Raw genomic sequence first — 19,320 nt, 5'->3', positions numbered from 1 at the left:
TTCTTATTTCTAATTAGATTTTACATTCCACTCATTGCTGTAAAATCCGGCATCTACAATACCTTCGACTCCATCTTTGAGCATAGCCAGTTTAAAGAACATATAATCAGGAAAGCCACTCGCTCCGGCAAAGTATTGATTAGCCGTTGCTGCCCGCATACCTGCGATTCCGGTGCCGGTAATTACTCCCACAGATAAAACATCTGATCCCGGTTTCCTCCAGTAAAAGTATCCGCCCAAATCATTTCCCGCATAGGTTTTCCCTCCGATATTGATTTTTCCTGTCTCCACCTGAATCGGACAATCTTTCATCAAAGTATTCCATGCGCTGTTTGTTTTTGCATTACCGATCAGAATAATATTTCGGCCAGCATATTTGGTTTCTTCAAAATCCCGGTCAGCAATGATATCAAATGCACCATTACCCCGATAGTACCAGGCTTCAGCATCATACTGCACCTTCTCCATGGCCCAATTGTTTTCTTCTTTCGTTCCCTGAGTTCCGTAAACATAGACCATCCTGTTGTTAAATGCTTCTTTGAATGTGCCATTTCTGTGAGGACCTTTACGCGCAAGGCTTGGCTCATTGGTTACAGTCCATGATACTCCTTCTTTTTTCAGATAAATAAAAGGCTTTTCGGAGTCTGTCATGCGGTATTCAATGGTATTTAAGCTGTCTAAAGTTACAGATACAGGTTCTTCATTATTAAAACCACTCAGATCCAGACGCAGTGTCTGTACATTTGTTGTTTGCCCTACAATACTATGCTTCGTTATATCGCGATCTAAGAGAATACGGGAATAATCCAGTGGATGGATTTGCTGATAGACGGTTGCCCAATAATAAGAAGCTGATATTCCGGGATTAGCGGTCATAAAATCTATATGATCAACCTCGCTTTGTGTTTTCCTTTTGTGCCACTTAAAATAATCAAATAAAGGCTTCCAGTCTACACTTTCGTTGCTATACCAATGAGAACCACCGGGATATTCATAATAGCTAAAATCAGGATGGAATTCACCCAGAATATTTCGCATCTGTCGTGCATAATCCACAGAAACTGTGCGGTCTGCATCGCCATGCAATATATACACACCCAGTGGTCTGTAATTTGTTGCGTAGGCAGTGACATCGCTCTGATTACCCGATTTAAGTAATACTTCTTCCAGTGCATTACGTCCTTTTTCGGGCACTAATCCATCTGCAGACCCGTAACCTTTCAGGGTCGGATATCCTGCACATGGTGCTATTGCAGCCCACTTATCCGGGTAGGTAGCCCCCAAAAACCAGGTTCCATGTCCTCCCATTGAGTGTCCGGTCAGGTAGATGCGTTGTGTATCCGGCTGCAATCTGGCTTTTGCTAAACTTAGTACTTCCAGAGCATCTAAGCGTCCCCAGTCTTCCCAGTTAAATCCGCGGGGGCGGCGATTTGTAGGTGCCACTAATGTTCCCCAATCTTTAGATTGATATGCTTGTGCCTGACCCAGAGCTTCTACTCCTGCTCCATGTACAGAGAAGAAGAGCGCATCCTGAGGTTTTTCTCCTCCTGTTGCAGGGTTGACCGCATAATATTGTACACTATTATCTATATTACTTACGAATGTAACTCTGTAAGCCGTTTTTTGATCCACACTTCTTAACTGAATTTGCGTATGACCAATAACTTTTCCATTCTTTAATAAAGATAATTGAGAACTGATGTTTCCCGGTTGCTGAACAGTGGATCCATCAATACGTACAGCTATTTTTCTGGTGCTGTTACCATTAATGACAGGCACAGCACTGATCACTTTCCGGCCGTTTGTAGTACTTTGTACCTGAAGACCTGAGAGATTGTGAGTACTATTATTTAATAGTACAATTCCTATAATGAGGTCACTGTTATCTTTACCCTGCACGATATCCGGTAAAGTAAGATCCTGAGTCGAAAACTGGATGGGATGCTGCGGAAAAGTTAGATTCGCTGATACATAAGCTCCACGGACATAAAATTCATTAAGTCCTTTTTTTAACTGTACAGGAATGTCCATCCATCCCATTCTATACGGATCCCCGAAGTGCAGAGCCCCGTTTACAAGTACCGCACTATTTCCCTTCACATTCAATATTGCAGTTTGTTCTTTGGATGAATTGTAAGTCAGATACAGATAGCTGGGTCTTGGACCACGGAATTGTTGTGCAGGTCTGGGACTTGTATTCTGTTCTGCTATTCGCCCCGGACCGGGAGGGTTATTAGGCTGCCGGAGATTTCCTCCCTTTCCCCGTTCAGGCCTGAAGAAGCCTGTACTGTCTGCGGTCGCTTTTATCCATTTATTTTGGGATAGGGAAAGTTCTAAGGTTTTGTCAGCTGCAGGTGTAGATAGCTTGTTGCTGTAGAGTTGCCATAATAATTCATCTGTATACAGCGCTTCCCGACCATAATTCTGGGGAATCTCAACATGCAGACCTTCAGTAAAGGTATGCGTTTTTTGAGCGCCTGCATATAAGGATATTAAACTAAATGATAAGAATAAAAAGAAATGCTTCTGTTTTAAGAGTAATAGGTTGTTTTTCATATGCAAAAAGGTTTAAGCACTGTAATAATAACATATAAAATTGAAATTTTCGCCAAAACAGATTGATAATGTCGTTACAAATATGTGTTAAGAGCAATAATTTTTAAGAGAATATGAAGGGCTATATGAACAATATATACAAAAAAAAAGCAACCCATTTTTGGAGTTGCTTTGATAATATTGTTATATCCGTTTATCCTACAGCAATAAATTCTTTGCTTGGGTTGTTACTTGTAAGGAGTTCATGATTGCGAATCGGACAGGTTTTCAGAAGATCGCCTAACGGATATTTTGTAGCGACTTCTTTTATAGCTGCCAGATGTTTTTCGTGGTGAATATCTGTTCCGATAAAATCATATAACCCAGATTTTATCAACGTAAGCGCAGTTGTTTTTACATTACTGCCGTAATATCTGGACACTGACAGCAGATTAAGTTGAAGGGCACAGCCGGCATCTTTGATTTGTTTAAAAATCTTAAAGTTCTGATGATAATAGTTATATCTCTCCGGATGGGCTAATATGGGTTTGTAACCCATAGCCTGTATATCCATGATCGTCCTAAATAAAGACTTTGATTCCGCTAAATAGGACATCTCTATGAGTACATAATCATTAGGCATCACGCATAATTTATTATCTGCTATGATGAGGTCAAGACCCTGATCAATCATATGTTCAGCCGCAAAGCTAAGCTCTACTTTTGATTCTCTGGAAACAAGTGTAGACTTAAGTTTTTGGTACGCAGCGTCAATCGTTCGACTCGTATTGGCATATACACCATCCATGATATGGGGAGTACATATAAACTTGTGTAGTCCTAATTCTTGTAATCCCTCAATTAGTTTTACAGACTGGTCTACTGATTTACTACCATCATCAATACCTGGTAAAAGGTGATTATGCATATCAACCTCCATAAAAGCCAGGGCATTATGATGAAGTGTATTTTCTTTCTTACGGAATAACTTTGATAGAAGACTCATATTGTTGTTTATACTGTACAATTATTAATCATAACGTTGTATTGATCCTATACGCTACAACAGAATTAAATAATTATCAATTACAAAGATAAGTTGTTTAATTTGAAAATGTAGTAGAATATTTACTTTTATTTTCTTTTGGCATATCTAAAATTAACGAAGCGTTGATTTTGTATTTGTTTTTCATATTTTTGAATGCGTGTTGATTATTGGACTTGCGTAAAGGGATAATAAATGTTAACTATTAATATCCATACATTTTTATAAATTTTAACGATCATTTATATCTACTGATTTTTATTATAGCAAAAAGTTGTCCAAATTTGATTATTATCAGAATTGATACGAATGTGGAATAATACTTGCATATTTGTGATCACGGAAAATGTGATATGTGGAATTTTATAGACCTAAAGCGAAGATTAAGAAAGGATAATCCCAGATGGGTTATTTTGCTGATTGATATCTCAATTGTATTTTTCTGTTATTTATTCTCCAACTTTATTATTAACAGTTTTAAGGGCAGTTTTGAGCTGGACTTAATGTTGAAAAAGGGTATCCTGATTATTCTGGTCTATCTTTTCTTTTTTATCGGCTATGGTACCTACAGAGGAATTGTCAGACAGACGGGTATTCGGGATGCTATAAGCGTATTCAAAGTCATATGGGTGGCAATGCTGACATTAATGGCAGCAAATTTTGTTTTCCGCTTTTTTATTCCGGAAGACTCGATTTTGGACGATTACCTGCGCATGTCATACGCTGTACTCTTTATGCATGCATTTCTAAGTATGGTGGTGCTGGTCGCTGCACGTATTTTCTACAGGACTATTTATGAAGCATTTTTTCTACGAAAAAGAAAACAGGTAAATGTCTTGATTTTCGGAGCTTCAAGACCTGGTCTGATGGCTTTGTCATTACTAAGAGATGATGTAAGGGTCAAATATTCAGTATTTGCATTTGTAGAAGACAAACCATCAAGAGTAGGCAAGCGCCTCGCTGGATTCAAAATTCTGGGCTTGGATCGTCTGGATAAACAATTGATCCATGACTGTAATATCGAGCAGATTATTATTGCGGTAGAGAATAATGATCCGGAGAGACTGGAACGTATTACTGAAAAGGCGCAGGATCTGGAACTGGAGATACGAATAATGCCTCCATCTAATACTATGTTAAATGCCGGAAAACAACGGCAGATCAGGGCGTTAAAAATCGAAGATCTCTTAGGTAGAAAGGTTATTCAACTGGATAATCCAGCTATACAGCATGAGATGTATGGAAAAGTGATATTAGTGACTGGCGCTGCAGGGTCAATAGGTTCCGAACTGGCCAGACAGATTTCCCTACAGAATTATGATCAGTTAATTTTGATCGATCAGGCTGAATCGGCTATATATGATGTGCAGCAAACGCTACTCGCTACTCATCCTGAACGGGTGCACTATATAGTGGGTAATGTGAGAGACCGGCTTTTTATGGAGGAGATATTTGCACAGTTTCATCCGGATCTGGTGTTTCATGCGGCGGCATATAAACACGTTCCGTTAATGGAACAAAATCCATATGAAGCTATCTTAACAAATGTTATAGGCACACGAAATGTGGCGGATATGGCCGTTAAGTATAAAGCCAAAAAATTTGTTATGGTTTCGACGGATAAAGCGATTAATCCGACGAATGTGATGGGAGCGACAAAAAGAGCTGCAGAGATATACGTAAACAGCTGTCAGCAACAATTGCAGACAGCCTTTATTGTTACCCGTTTTGGTAATGTACTGGGATCAAACGGATCTGTTATTCCTTTATTTGAAAGACAAATGGAAGCAGGTGGTCCTTTGACACTGACGCACCCCGATATTACACGTTATTTTATGACTATTCCGGAGGCTTGCCAGCTTGTTCAGGAAGCGGGAGTAATGGGTAAGGGCGGAGAAATATTTGTCTTTGATATGGGCAAATCTGTAAAGATCATAGAGCTTGCGAAGCGTATGATCCGACTAAAAGGCTACCGCTATCCGGAGGATATTGATATCAAGATAACTGGACTACGCCCGGGAGAAAAGATATATGAAGAGTTGCTGGCAAATAATGAAAATACAATCAGAACACATCACGAAAAAATAATGATCGCGAAGATCAACAGTGAAGACCTGAATGAGAAAAGGATTTTGCTGGATAAGCTTTGTGAACACATATGGGATAGGCGTTCAGGAACAATAAAACCAATAAATTTGGTTCGGATTCTAAAAAATATTGTACCCGAATTTGTATCGCAAAACTCCATATACGAACAACTGGACAGTCAGCCTACTGTGGAAATAAATCGGGAATAAAAGAACTGGTTCCCATTTAGAAAAATCAACCCTTATGTATACGAATGGACTGACCGGATTTATCTTGAAGAGATATGTTCCGGAATAAAATAAAATTGGTCTCTTTGCTATATAATTACCAAATTTGCGAATACCCAATCGCTGATTTATGTACCTGAATACCGAAAGAATTTATAAACTTATTGCTATTGCCAGTTTTTTGGTTTTGATGATCTTGCAATATCAATTGATATCAAGTACGTATACTATCAAAAGCAATGATCTGTTCAAAAAGGAGAAAAATAAGCTTAAAATAGCGTATGAGAGAGCCATTATCAACGACAAGCTCTTTCCGGGAGGACAAGCTATAATTGATTCCGTATTGTTGCCAAAAATGTCAACACTGGATAGTCTATATCACAGCGATCCTGAATTATTCAAAAAGAGGAGCGCAGAAATCTATCATCAGATTGTCCGACAGCTTCAGGAAGGATCTACGATGGACAGCTTATTTGCGGAACTGCTCAAAAAGGATAATCTGGATTCTCACTTTAAATATACACTGGTTCTGGGTGGTATTTCTGTTACTTTTGACGGGCACAGTTTCATTGATTTGCTCGACTCCGGCCCAATGTCATCTCCTGATACCATGACCATTATTCAGGGAGATCCCCGGTTGATCAAGCCCCATCAAATGGTTTCCAGTTTATTTATTTCTTCCCATCTGAAATATAGCAATCGGGTCGAATTTTCCCTGTATGCAGATAAAGACGGTAAAACGTTAGCGGTTCTCAAAAATATTCTTCCTTTACTTTTGTTATCAGGCTGTTGTTTGCTGGCTGTTGTCGGAATTTATTTTCTGACCTTCAACAATTGGGTAAGACAAAAGAAAATGAATGAAATGACGACAGATTTTCTTAATAATATTACCCATGAATTTAATACTCCACTGGCAACAATACAGGTGGCGAGTAAAAATGTGAGAAGAGATATCCCTGCAGATAGCACAGGCGGCATGACTACTATCAATCTGGATATCATCGACAGACAAGCCGGTCGGCTTGACAAGCTTATCAATCAGGCTATCAATGTGAGTAAGTTCAGCCCTCATCATGTAGAAAAAGATATCTACAATCTTCATGAGCTGCTGGACGAAAGTGTTACAGACCTGCGTATCAATTGCGGGAAAGAGGTCGAAATTGATTATTCTCCCAAAGATGAAGAAAAGCGATATCATATTGTTACTAACAGATTTATGTTTACGACATTACTCAATAATTTGGTAGAAAACGGAGTTAAGTACAACAACCGGAAGGATAAACTTATTCAGGTATGGGTAACTGTGCAGGAACAGCTAATTGAACTTCATGTGAAGGACAACGGAAATGGGATAGATAAAGAAACGCTGACGCATATGTTTAAAAAATTTTTTAGAGGTAAGCCGGAGTATGCGAAAAACGGGGTAGGGCTGGGGTTGTATTATGTGCAACAGACCGTGGTACAACATGACTGGGATATTAAAGTAGATACTGTAATCGGAGAAGGGTCAGTATTTACATTAGTTATCCCTATGGTGGACGTTAATTAACATACGAGTTATGAAGGGAAAGATTCTGATTATTGAGGATGATATAGATCTGGGTCTGGTGACGCAGCAATATCTGCAAACTTCCGGATTTGAGACTTTACTGGCAACATCCAGCCGTGAAGCGGAAGAGTTGTGTGAGAAACAACTTTTTGATTTGTTAATTGTGGATGTGCAGTTGCCAGATGATACAGGTTTTGACCTGGTTCGTCAGCTATTAGAAACTCAACCTGAGCAACGTTTTATTTTTCTGACCGCCCGAAATACAAAAGAAAGCAAGATCTATGGGTTAAAACTGGGAGGCGATGATTATATCACTAAGCCGTTTGATATAGAAGAACTTTCCTGGCGTATTCATAATATTATTAATCGCCAGCAGGTCAGACGATCTGCAGATCTGGCTATCGGAGATATTCGTATTATTCAGGATCAGATGATGCTGATTTTTGAGAATAATTATGAGGTAAAACTAACCGAAAGAGAATTTGCTGTCTGGAAGTATTTTGCACTGAATCCTAACCGTGTGCTCAAACGTGAAGACATTCTGCTGGCAGTCTGGGGTGAGAACGATTACTTTCTTGGTCGAAGTCTGGATGTATTTGTGTCCCGCATCAGAAAGCTGTTGTCGCATTCTGCTAATGTGCAATTAGAAACCGTCTATAAGGTGGGATTTATTTTCCGTATACCACAGTCCTGATTTTTTTGTCATTAACAACCGGTTAACAACTTTATTAATTAAGGCTTTGTAATTTCGATATGCTAATCCGTTTTAGTGTAACAATTACCTTAATTTATGAAAAAGCTAACCAAATTTCAACAAGCATTTGTCCTCTGCGGGCTGTTTGCCTGTCTGACGGGCTGCGACAAAACCGAAGTCAGGCAATACGACCTATTGGAATCCGAAAAGGAACCTGAGATGGACATCACGGCCTATGGCAACCTTTCGGTTAATCGTGAAAACTCGGGCGGGAAAACCGCAAATGAGGGATCCCTGAAAGTAGTCGACCAGGACTATAATACCAAATTTCTGATCAATCCATACTATGATGATCTTTACATGCAGCTTTCTTTTCCGGGAGGTATTTCTGTAGGTGCTTACATTCTTGCATCTGCCAATGATGCGCAGGATCGTGATCCTAAAGACTGGGAACTTATGGGGTCTAATGACGGATCCGCATGGATATCAGTAGACAGTAAACAGGGCTATCTGTTTACATCCCGCAACCAAAAGGTACGTTTTGATATCAGTAACAAAGAGAAATACCGGTATTACCGTTTGAATGTGAAAGCTATTCGGGGGGGAACAGGACTGTTTCAGCTTGCGGAGTGGAGAGTTATTAACGTGCCTGAATAAGCCATCCTATCTAATCAATTTCTAAACTAAACTAAACCAAATATGAAAAGAAAGTTACTCGTCAGCCTTTGGCTGCTGATCGGTACAGTCTGTATGTCTGCAGCATTTGCGCAGACAAAATCAGAACTGGATATTACTGGTACAGTAAAAGACGAACTGAATAATCCGCTTGATGGTGTTACTGTCGTCAATACGGCTTCTAAAAAGACTGTTGCTACTGATCCGTCAGGACAATTCAATATTCTTGCAGCAAGAGGAGATACCATAATAGTTCGTTATATCGGTTATGAAGATTACCGAACCGTTATCAATACGACTATCAACCTTAATGTTACCCTCAAAGCGATCAATAACAGCATCAATGAAGTTGTGGTGGTCGGCTACGGACAGCAGAAGAAGATCAGTCTGGTCGGTGCGCAGTCTACTGTGAAAGTTGAAGATCTTAAAGTACCTATCGCCAATCTGAGTGCGGCTTTAGCAGGACGGATTTCTGGACTGATTGGTGTACAGCGGACAGGGCTCCCCGGATCGGACGGAGCTGATCTTTGGATCAGAGGTATCTCGACCTTTAATCAGTCCGGAAATAATGCTTCCCCGTTAGTGGTTGTAGATGGTATTCAGGGACGGGATATCAATAGCTTCGATCCGGAGGATATTTCATCTTTTACCATATTAAAAGATGCTTCAGCTACGGCGGTCTATGGTGTGGCAGGAGCAAATGGGGTAATTCTCATTACTACGAAAAGAGGGGTGAGCGGAAAACCTGTCCTGATGTTCAATTACAATCAGGGACTGACTTCCTTTACTAAAAGACCTGAATTAACGGATGGAGTGACGTATATGAAACTTAGGAATGAGGCCCGGATAGCGACAGGACTGGAGAAAGAATATTCAAATAATTATATAAACAATACCATTCTGGGTACAGATCCTTATTTATACCCTAATGTAAACTGGATGGATGAATTATTCAGAAGTGTATCTACTAATCGCAGAGCCAACTTCAGTGCAAGAGGTGGATCTGAGTTTGCCAACTATTATGTGTCGGGAGCCTATTATGATGAAGAGAGTCTGCTACGTACCGATGCATTACAGAGTTATGATGCTACTACAAGATTTAAGCGGTACAATTTCACCTCTAATGTATCGATGAACTGGACTTCTACCACCAAATTTGAGTTGGGAATGCAGGGATATGTGGCTAATATCAACTATCCGGGGGTAAATCCGCAGGATGCCTTTTCAAATGTCATGCAGACCAATCCGGTTTTATATCCGGTGATGTACCCGGGTAATCTGGTGCCGGGAGTCAGCAGTGCAGGAGCACAGCCCAACCCTTATGCGCTTGTCACACAGACAGGTTTCCAGAATATCTTCTCTAATCAGATTATGACTAATGCAAGATTGACACAGGACCTGAAATTTTGGGTTCCGGGATTGACATTTTCTGCTTTATATTCCTTTGATATATGGAATTCGCACACCATTAATCGTGTCCGCAACAGGAGTACTTATCTGATCAACAGATTATTCCCCTATGATGAAAACGGGAACCCGATATTGAATATCATATCACAAGGTACAGATGATCTGGCGTTCTCAAAGAGTAATGATGCAAACAGACAGTTCTATACCGAGGCATCTCTAAACTATAACACCACTATTGCAGAGGATCATACGATCAGTGCTATGTTGTTATTCAATCAAAGAGAGAAAACATTTGCTTTTGCGAATAGCGTAACTTCCTCATTGCCTTTCAGAAGTCAGGGATTAGCCGGAAGATTGACTTATTCCTTTGCCGATAAGTATTTTGTGGAGGGAAATTTCGGATATAACGGTTCTGAAAACTTTGCTCCAGATATGAAATTCGGATTTTTCCCTTCTTTCGGAGTCGGATGGGTTGTTTCTAATGAAAAATTCTATGAACCTGTAAAGGATGTTTTTGATTTCTTAAAACTACGTTATTCCAATGGTATAGTCGGAGATGGCGGAGCATTGGATATTAACAGTGGGGTGCGGCGTTTTGGCTATCTGACTTTAGTTAATACCGATGCAGGAGGCTATACTTTCGGTAACGGATCCAATAATGTGGGATATGGCGGAACGGCTATTACAGATTACGGAACCAATGTACAATGGGCTGAATCTCATAAACAGAATCTTGGTATAGAGATCAAAACCTTTAAATCTAAATTATCATTGACAGTCGATTTCTTTAAAGAAAGACGCTCAGGCGTTTTCCTGCAGCGGGGTGCGCTTCCGGGCTATGTAGGATTGAACAGTTCTCCGTGGGGCAATCTGGGGATATTGGATAATAAAGGTATAGATGCAACTCTGGAACTGGCTCCCATTGCTATAGGCAAAGCTTATCTGGATATGCGGGCGACCTTTACCCACAATAAGGATAAGGTTATAGAAAATGATCAGCCAAAACAGCCATTCGACTATATGGAAAGACGTGGCGTGAATTATCTGTCTCGTTTTGGTTATGTGGCAGATGGCTTATTCCAGTCGCAGAAAGAGATTGCTGAACATGCCGATCAGAGTGCTTTGGGTGCGCAGCGAGTAGGAGATATCCGTTACAGAGATCTGAATGGAGATGGTGTAATCAATGCAAATGATGTTACACGCATTGGTAACGGGGATGTTCCGAATACGATTTACGGTTTCGGATTTAATGTCACTTATAAGCAGTTTTATGTAGGTGCATTTTTTCAGGGAATTTCAGGAGCCGACAGGCAGATTGCCGGAGATGGTATTATTCCATTTAATAACAGTACAGGAGCCGAGAGAAGTAACTTATTTGCTGTTGCCGAAGATCGCTGGACAGAAGAAAATCCTAATCCCAATGCTTTCTATCCGCGGTTGGCTTATGGAAATGCCGCAAATAAAAATAATGCTGTCAGTTCTACCTGGTGGGTCAAAGACATCGATTTCCTGAGATTAAAAACCATCGATCTGGGGTATAATTTTAAAAAGGGAACCTTTCAGAGTATAGGAATGAAAAATGCCCGGATCTACATCCAGGGAGTCAATCTGCTGTACTGGAGTAAATTTAAGCTGTGGGATCCTGAACTCAATACCAGCAATGGTACCCGATACCCGAATGTCCGCACAGTAACATTAGGTGTTCAGGCTAGTTTTTAACTCATCTATTAAATCAAAGATCATGAAAAAATCAATATATATCTTATTTGCACTGCTGACGATGTCGTGCTTTAGTGGCTGTAATAAGTATCTGGATCAGGTGCCGGATGATGTCATTACAGTAGAGGATATTTTTAAGTCCAAAGCCAATACCGATAAATTTTTGGCCAATATCTATTCTGTAATTCCGAATGAAATGGTTCAGCGGTTTGTGGCTACACAGAATTCTGGTCCGTGGACGGCATCTTCGGATGAAGCCAAATACACCTGGGATTTTAATTACAGTAACAATATGATCAGATCGGTATGGAGTAATACGGATGGGACCATAGAAAGTTTCTGGAACAGCTACTACCGGGGTATCCGGAATGCTTCATACTTTATTCAAAACATAGACGGGGCAAATCCTGTAGAAGTAAACGATCTGATGAAGACGACTTACAAGGCAGAAGCAAGAGCATTGCGCGCCTTGTATTATTACTATCTGGTAAGAGCTTATGGGCCTGTGCCGATCTTGGGAGAGGAGATATTGGATATTAATAAACCTATCTCTGATCTGAAACTGGCTCGTACACCATTTGATGAGTGTATTGCTTATATCGTGTCAGAACTCGATAAAGCATATACAGATCTGCCATATGAACCCAGTAATAATGAATATGGACGCATTACAAAAGGTGTGGTAAAGGCATATAAAGCAGAAGCGTTATTATTGAATGCAAGTCCGTTGTTTAATGGTAATACCGCTTTTTCGGGAATAAAAAATACGGACGGTACTGCGCTGTTCAGTACAACTGCAAATCCCGAAAAGTGGAGAGATGCAGCAGCAGCAGCTAAAGCATTTATTGACGAATTTGTACCTAATTACTATCAGCTGTATAAAGTGAGCAATGCAGATCCATTTGTTGCTGCATATCTGTCCTGTCGCAATGTGATGACAACGGACTGGAATCAGGAGTGGATTTTTGCCCGCTCCAACAGTAGTAATAATGCACAATATGACCGCACGCCCAAGCATGTCGGATTTCCTTCGGGAGCACAGGGAGGAGGAGCTTTAGGAGCTACTCAGACAATTGTAGATGCTTACTTTATGAATAACGGAAAATCTATAACGGATGTAACTTCCGGCTATACAAAAGATGGATTTGTCAGCTTTAAAGCACCCTATGATGTGGCATCACGAACGACATTCGGAGCATATGTAAACAGAGAACCGAGATTTTATGTGGGCATTACTTATAATGGAAGTTATTGGCTAAACCAGGCAAACAGTAGTACGGCTGTACTTTCTCAATTCAATTACAGCGGTAATTCGGGAAGATCACAAAGTACTTCGGATGTGACTCCAACAGGATACACCGTTCGCAAAAATGTGTCTGCAAATGGAAATAGCCGCGGAGCACTTCTGATCCGGCTGGCCAATATTTATCTGGATTATGCAGAGGCTCTCAATGAATCTGATCCGGCAAATGCGGATATCCTCAAATATCTCAATCTGATCCGCGAGCGTGCCGGAATACCGCTCTATGGATCTGCCACTATCCCTGTTCCGGGATCTCAGGGAGCCATGAGGGAGGCAATACGTAGAGAAAGACAGGTCGAACTGGCTTTTGAGAATGTAAGATTTTTTGACACAAGAAGGTGGAAAATTGCCGAAGATACAGACGGAAGTGCTGTATACGGATTAAATCTGAATGCTGACGGAGATGCTTTTTATACCAAAACTCTTATTGAAACAAGAGTATTTAAGAAGGAGAGAGATTACCTGTTTCCGATACCGAATATAGAGATTTTGAAGAATGAAAAAATGGTGCAAAATGCAGGGTGGTAACAGGTTTTTAAACCTGAACAGCAAGATGCTCAACGCATAATTTACGAATGGAGATCTTGTGCTGATGGATATGGCGCAAGATCTCTTTACTTACAGAGCCCGAATATTGCTCTGACATATTGATGACGAGACTAATATATACCCATGAAAATAAAGAATAAACTATCAGGATTAAGCATAGGCATATTTCTGGCAATTGGATACATAAATCCGATTCCTGCAGTAGCACAGAAGATCAATGGCCGTTCAATAGAACCTGTAGATCTGGTAAACCCTTTAATGGGTACAGATTCAAAACCATCACTTTCCAATGGGAATACTTATCCGGCTATAGGATTACCATGGGGTATGAATATGTGGACACCGCAGACGGGTAAAAATGGTGATGGATGGCAGTATGTGTACGCTGCGGATAAAATAAGAGGGCTTAAGCAGACACACCAGCCCTCTCCATGGATGAATGATTACGGACAATTTTCACTGATGCCCGTAACCGGAAAAGCGGTGTTTGATCAGGAAGGAAGAGCAAGCTGGTTTTCTCATAAGTCGGAATCTGCCAAACCCTATCATTATTCGGTGTACCTGGCTGATCATAATGTCAAAGCTGAAATAACACCTACAGAGCGTGCGGCAATGTTTAGATTTACTTTTCAGCCAACAGATAGTGCCTTTGTCGTGCTGGATGCTTTTGACAGAGGTTCCGAAGTACAGATTATTCCGGAAAAGAATATGATTATCGGATATTCATCAAGATATTCAAGAGGGAAACTCCCAAATTTTAAAAACTACTTTGTATTGATGTTTGATCAGCCTTTTGATAATTTTTCGACCTGGGAAGACAAGTCGAGGTTCAATGGTAAAACAAAATCAACGGCGAATCAGACAGGTGCTATTGTTGGATTTAAAATTAAGGACCGGTCAAAAACTGTTCATGTTAAAGTCGCATCTTCTTTTATCAGCGCAGAGCAGGCTCTGGTAAATCTGGAAGAATTGGGCAACAGATCCTTTGATCAGCTGGTGTCGGATGGGCGGAATATATGGAATGCAGAACTTGGTCGTATTGCAGTAGAAGGAGAAAATATTGATCAGATGCGAACCTTTTATTCTACGCTGTACCGTACTTTATTTTTCCCGAATAAGCTTTATGAAATATCCCGAGAAGGTGAGGTTTTGCATTACAGTCCTTATAACGGGGAAGTTTTGCCGGGTTATCTCTATGGTGGGACAGGATTTTGGGATACATTCCGGGCATTGTATCCGTTTCTTAATCTCATGTACCCGTCCATAAATGTGGAAATGCAGGAAGGATTGAAAAATGCTTATCTGGAGGGAGGTTTTCTGCCCGAATGGAGCAGTCCCGGATATGCAGACATTATGATTGGAAACAACTCGGCATCTGTAGTTTCTGATGCCTATATGAAAGGGTTGAGGGGCTATGATATACACACACTTTATGAAGGTCTTCTGCATGGGGCAAACAATGAAGGTCCGATGACCGCTGTAGGACGTAAGGGAGTGGGCTATTATAATGAGTTGGGCTATGTTCCATACGATGTAGGCATCAATGAAAATGCGGCAAGGACTCTGGAATATGCTTACGATGACTTTGCTATTTATCAACTCGCAAAAGCATTAAAGCGACCACAGAAAGAGATAGATCTGTACGCAAACCGTGCACAGAACTATCGTCACCTGTTTGATCCTTCAACCAATCTGATGCGTGGAAAAAATAAGAATGGAAAATTTCAGACACCTTTTAATCCGTTGAAATGGGGGGATGCTTTTACCGAAGGAAATAGCTGGCATTACTCCTGGAGCGTATTTCATGATGTGAAAGGGCTGATCGATCTGATGGGAGGGAAAGCGATTTTTATACAGATGCTGGATAGTGTTTTTACACAGCCACCTGTATTTGATGACAGCTATTACGGAGGAACTATTCATGAAATCCGGGAAATGCAGATTGCGGATATGGGGCAATATGCTCATGGCAATCAACCCATTCAGCATATGATCTATCTTTATAATTATGCAGGACAGCCGTGGAAAGCACAGTACTGGGTCAGGCAGGTTCTTGATCGAATGTATAGGGCTACACCAGACGGATACTGCGGAGATGAGGATAATGGCCAGACCTCTGCATGGTATGTTTTTTCAGCATTGGGATTCTATCCGGTATGTCCGGCAACTGATCAATACGTAATAGGTGCACCTTTGTTTCCAAAGGCAGTGCTTCATTTTGAAAACGGTCATAAAGTAGAGATTATCGCAAAGAATGCATCAGATAAGCATATTTATATTAATAATCTGGAGTTGAACGGACAAGCCTATTATAAAAACTGGCTTAGTCATCACGGTTTAATGCAGGGCGGAGTCTTGAATTTTGATATGAGTACTACACCCAATCTGTCGAGAGGAACGGATGCATCTTCCGCTCCGTATTCAATGAGTGAGGAATGGAAAACAATAACAAAGAAATCAACCAAAAATAAAAAATGAAAAAAATGAAACGAATCTTGTGTTGCCTGCTATTAATGATTGGAACAGGACATGTTACGGTATATGCACAAAACAACTGGCAACACACAGATGATGATCGGAAAGAGGCTTTTGAAGTAGATACACTCAGTAAAGGGAAATTTTCTTTGATATGGATCAACAAACAGGCAGATTTTGATCCGGCTTTAAAACAAAAACTTATTGATACTTATTTTGTTAATTATCCGAAATTAGCAAAGAAATATAATAAGCATACTCGGAAGCAGGTTTCTTTTGTGATCGATCCGGGCTACAATGGAGTAGCAGCTACTGCCGGAGGCATTGTTCGCTATAGTCCGGGATGGTTTAAGAAAAATCCCAATGATATTGATGTCGTGACCCATGAAGTGATGCATATTATACAGGGGTATCCAAATGGTGCCGGCCCGTGGTGGATCACGGAGGGTATTGCAGACTATGTGAGATTTACAGAAGGAATTGATAATGCTTCCGCAAACTGGAAGCTGCCTGACTTTAATGAAAAACAGAAATATACAGACTCTTATCGTATTACAGCCCGTTTCTTTTACTGGCTGGACAGAAGAGTAAAGAAGAATATTATTAAAGCACTGGATCAGAAAATGCGAATAAAAAAATATAGCGACAGCTTTTGGAAGCAACAGACAGGTCAGGATCTGGATCAACTCTGGGACCGCTATGCTGCTGATCCCTCATTAAACTAATCACTATGAATGTAAAGTTAACAGTCTCTTTTTTATCTCTTGTTCTTTTGGCGCATATTCCATTTGTAAGTCAGGCACAACAGCAAAACCTTATCCAATATGTCAATCCATTGATTGGAACGGCCAAAATGGGACATACTTTTCCGGGAGCAACCGTGCCCTTCGGTGCTGTACAGCTCAGTCCGGATACAGATACAATTCCTTATGCAGTCAACGGGAAGTACAATGGGGATGTGTATAAGTATTGTGCCGGTTATCAATATGATGATCCGACAATTGTCGGTTTCAGTCATACACACTTTAGTGGGACCGGACATTCTGATCTGGGGGATGTATTAGTCATGCCAACACAAGGTGAATTACAGCTCAATCCCGGGACTGTCCAACGGCCTCAGGACGGATACCGCTCGCCTTACAGTCATCAGAATGAAATTGCTCAACCAAATTATTACAGCGTTCTGCTGGATAAACATGGCATACGGGCTGAGATGACCACTACTGCGCGTGTAGGTGTACATCGCTATACTTTTCCTAAATCGGATGCATCACATCTTATCCTTGATCTGACAGCAGGTATTTATAATTATGAAGGCAAAAATGTATGGACAGTAGTTAAAGTACATAATGATTCCCTCATTACAGGATACCGGCAGACTAATGGATGGGCACGTACGCGAACGGTTTACTTTGCTATAAAAACATCTAAACCATTTAAAAACTATGGCGCACGTTATGTGGACGGGAAGCCGCTCTATAACGGATTCTGGAGAAAATTCAATCAACAGGATAATTTCCCGGATCTGGCAGCACATAATATTCGTATGCATCTGGATTTTGATACGGATGATAACGAGCAGATAACGATGAAGGTTGCCTTAAGTCCGGTAAGTATGAAGAATGCTCTGGCGAATATGGATGAAGAAACTCCGGACTGGAGTTTTGAACAGCTTGTTAAGAAGGGGCAGCACCAGTGGGAGAAGGAACTGGCAAAAATCGAGGTCGATATGCTCAACAGTGAAGATCTTGTCAATTTCTATACCGCGATGTATCATGCCAGCCTGATGCCGACCATCTATATGGACAGCAACGGTGAATATAAAGGTCTGGATCAGGAGATACATAAAGCGGAAGGCTTCACTAATTATACTTCATTCTCTTTATGGGATACGTTCAGGGCATTTCATCCTTTGATGAATCTGATCAACCCTTCCCGTAATTCGGATATGGTGGCCTCAATGATGGCGCACTATGATCAAAGTGTGTTAAAGATGTTGCCCATATGGTCGCATTACGCAAATGATAACTGGTGCATGAGCGGATATCATTCGGTATCCGTAATCGTAGATGTAATAATGAAAGGCGTATACAAAGGTGATGCCCAGGCAGCTTTAGCAGCCTGTGTACAGACGGCTAATACCAGAAGATATGAAGGTATCGGAGCCTATATTGATCTGGGGTATGTGCCCGATGATATCTCCGGGACTTCTGTGTCCAATACATTGGAGTATGCTTATGATGACTGGTGTATTGCTCAATTGGCTAATAAACTGGGTAATAAGGAGGTTTATGAAACGTTTATGAAACGTGCCGGATCCTGGCGGAACCTTTACGATAAGTCAATAGGCTTTATGCGTCCTAAAGATTCCAAAGGAAATTTCAGAAGCAAATTTGATGTTCTGGATACGCATGGACAGGGTTTTATAGAAGGAAATTCATGGAACTATAGTCTATATGTACCGCATCAGCCAAAAGAAATGATAGCTGTAATGGGCGGAACCGAAAAAATAGAAGCTTATCTTGATTCTCTGTTTACTATGCATCTTCCGGATCACTATTTTGCACAGACAGAAGACATTACGCGAGAGGGTATCATCGGTAATTATGTACATGGAAATGAACCTTCTCATCATATTGCTTATCTCTACAATCTCACAAAAAGCCCATGGAAAACGCAGAAACGCGTACGGGAAATTATCCGTCATCAATATCAAAACGGGGAGGCGGGCTTAGGTGGTAATGATGATTGCGGTCAGATGAGTGCCTGGTATATCTTCAGTTCATTGGGCTTCTATCCGGTAGCTCCCGGTGATAATAATTACTGGATTGGCAGTCCTCTTGTCAAATCCGCTAAGTTAAATCTGGAAAATGGGAAAACATTAGTTATTAACACACAAAACCAATCGGATAACAATGTATATGTTAAAAAGGTATCTTTTAATGGTGTCGTAATAAAAGATTTTCTGCTGTCCTATGAAAGCATCAAAAATGGGGGTGAACTTCTTTTTGAGATGAGTAACAAGCCTGTAAAGCGGTAGCTGCTTATAGC

Annotated in this window: 11 protein-coding genes; 9 read left to right on the top strand and 2 right to left on the bottom strand. The window is 40.7% G+C overall.

Going from position 1 to position 19,320, the window contains the following annotated elements; genetic code table 11:
- Positions 1 to 9: 9 nt before the first annotated feature.
- Together I6J03_RS07590 and I6J03_RS07585 are read right to left on the bottom strand one after the other, a co-directional pair.
- Entirely contained in the window at positions 10 to 2,556 is a 2,547-nt protein-coding gene (locus tag I6J03_RS07590) for a carboxylesterase family protein (protein ID WP_201694272.1), read from the bottom strand.
- Between the two features lie 193 nt (positions 2,557 to 2,749).
- Complete coding sequence (locus tag I6J03_RS07585) at positions 2,750 to 3,541, bottom strand: tyrosine-protein phosphatase (protein ID WP_002997995.1); 792 nt, start codon at positions 3,539 to 3,541, stop codon at positions 2,750 to 2,752.
- A 542-nt stretch (positions 3,542 to 4,083) separates the two neighbouring features.
- Between I6J03_RS07585 and I6J03_RS07580 the strand changes: the two genes are divergently transcribed.
- The 9 genes from I6J03_RS07580 to I6J03_RS07540 all read left to right on the top strand — a co-directional run bounded on the left by I6J03_RS07580 (position 4,084) and on the right by I6J03_RS07540 (position 19,309).
- Complete coding sequence (locus I6J03_RS07580) at positions 4,084 to 5,877, top strand: polysaccharide biosynthesis protein (protein WP_232279761.1); 1,794 nt, start codon at positions 4,084 to 4,086, stop codon at positions 5,875 to 5,877.
- 148 nt (positions 5,878 to 6,025) lie between these two features.
- Positions 6,026 to 7,444: a sensor histidine kinase gene (locus I6J03_RS07575; RefSeq protein WP_003008974.1), complete on the top strand. Its 1,419-nt coding sequence runs from the start codon at positions 6,026 to 6,028 to the stop codon at positions 7,442 to 7,444.
- Positions 7,445 to 7,454: 10 nt separating this feature from the next.
- Positions 7,455 to 8,138, top strand: a complete 684-nt coding sequence (locus tag I6J03_RS07570) for a response regulator transcription factor (RefSeq protein ID WP_003008970.1) — start codon at positions 7,455 to 7,457, stop codon at positions 8,136 to 8,138.
- A gap of 96 nt (positions 8,139 to 8,234) precedes the next feature.
- Positions 8,235 to 8,795 (top strand): discoidin/SUN/FTP domain-containing protein, encoded by a 561-nt coding sequence (locus I6J03_RS07565; protein WP_003008969.1) that lies wholly within the window; start codon positions 8,235 to 8,237, stop codon positions 8,793 to 8,795.
- Between the two features lie 42 nt (positions 8,796 to 8,837).
- The gene (locus tag I6J03_RS07560) at positions 8,838 to 11,942 is read left to right on the top strand and encodes a SusC/RagA family TonB-linked outer membrane protein (protein ID WP_003008968.1); all 3,105 of its coding nucleotides are present in this window, start codon (positions 8,838 to 8,840) and stop codon (positions 11,940 to 11,942) included.
- A 22-nt stretch (positions 11,943 to 11,964) separates the two neighbouring features.
- Positions 11,965 to 13,773, top strand: coding sequence for a RagB/SusD family nutrient uptake outer membrane protein (locus I6J03_RS07555; protein ID WP_003008966.1), 1,809 nt, complete (start codon positions 11,965 to 11,967; stop codon positions 13,771 to 13,773).
- 144 nt (positions 13,774 to 13,917) lie between these two features.
- Positions 13,918 to 16,272, top strand: a complete 2,355-nt coding sequence (locus I6J03_RS07550; RefSeq protein ID WP_003008964.1) for a GH92 family glycosyl hydrolase — start codon at positions 13,918 to 13,920, stop codon at positions 16,270 to 16,272.
- A gap of 5 nt (positions 16,273 to 16,277) precedes the next feature.
- A complete protein-coding gene (locus tag I6J03_RS07545) occupies positions 16,278 to 16,994 on the top strand; it encodes a basic secretory family protein (RefSeq protein WP_232279760.1) in 717 nt (238 codons plus the stop codon).
- A 5-nt stretch (positions 16,995 to 16,999) separates the two neighbouring features.
- Positions 17,000 to 19,309: a GH92 family glycosyl hydrolase gene (locus tag I6J03_RS07540; protein WP_003008960.1), complete on the top strand. Its 2,310-nt coding sequence runs from the start codon at positions 17,000 to 17,002 to the stop codon at positions 19,307 to 19,309.
- The last annotated feature ends 11 nt before the right edge of the window (positions 19,310 to 19,320 follow it).

Origin of the sequence: Sphingobacterium spiritivorum (assembly GCF_016724845.1) — a bacterium.
Taxonomy (GTDB): domain Bacteria; phylum Bacteroidota; class Bacteroidia; order Sphingobacteriales; family Sphingobacteriaceae; genus Sphingobacterium; species Sphingobacterium spiritivorum_A.
Note: the sequence above shows the minus strand (reverse complement) of the source record. Positions and strands in the feature narration are given on the sequence as shown.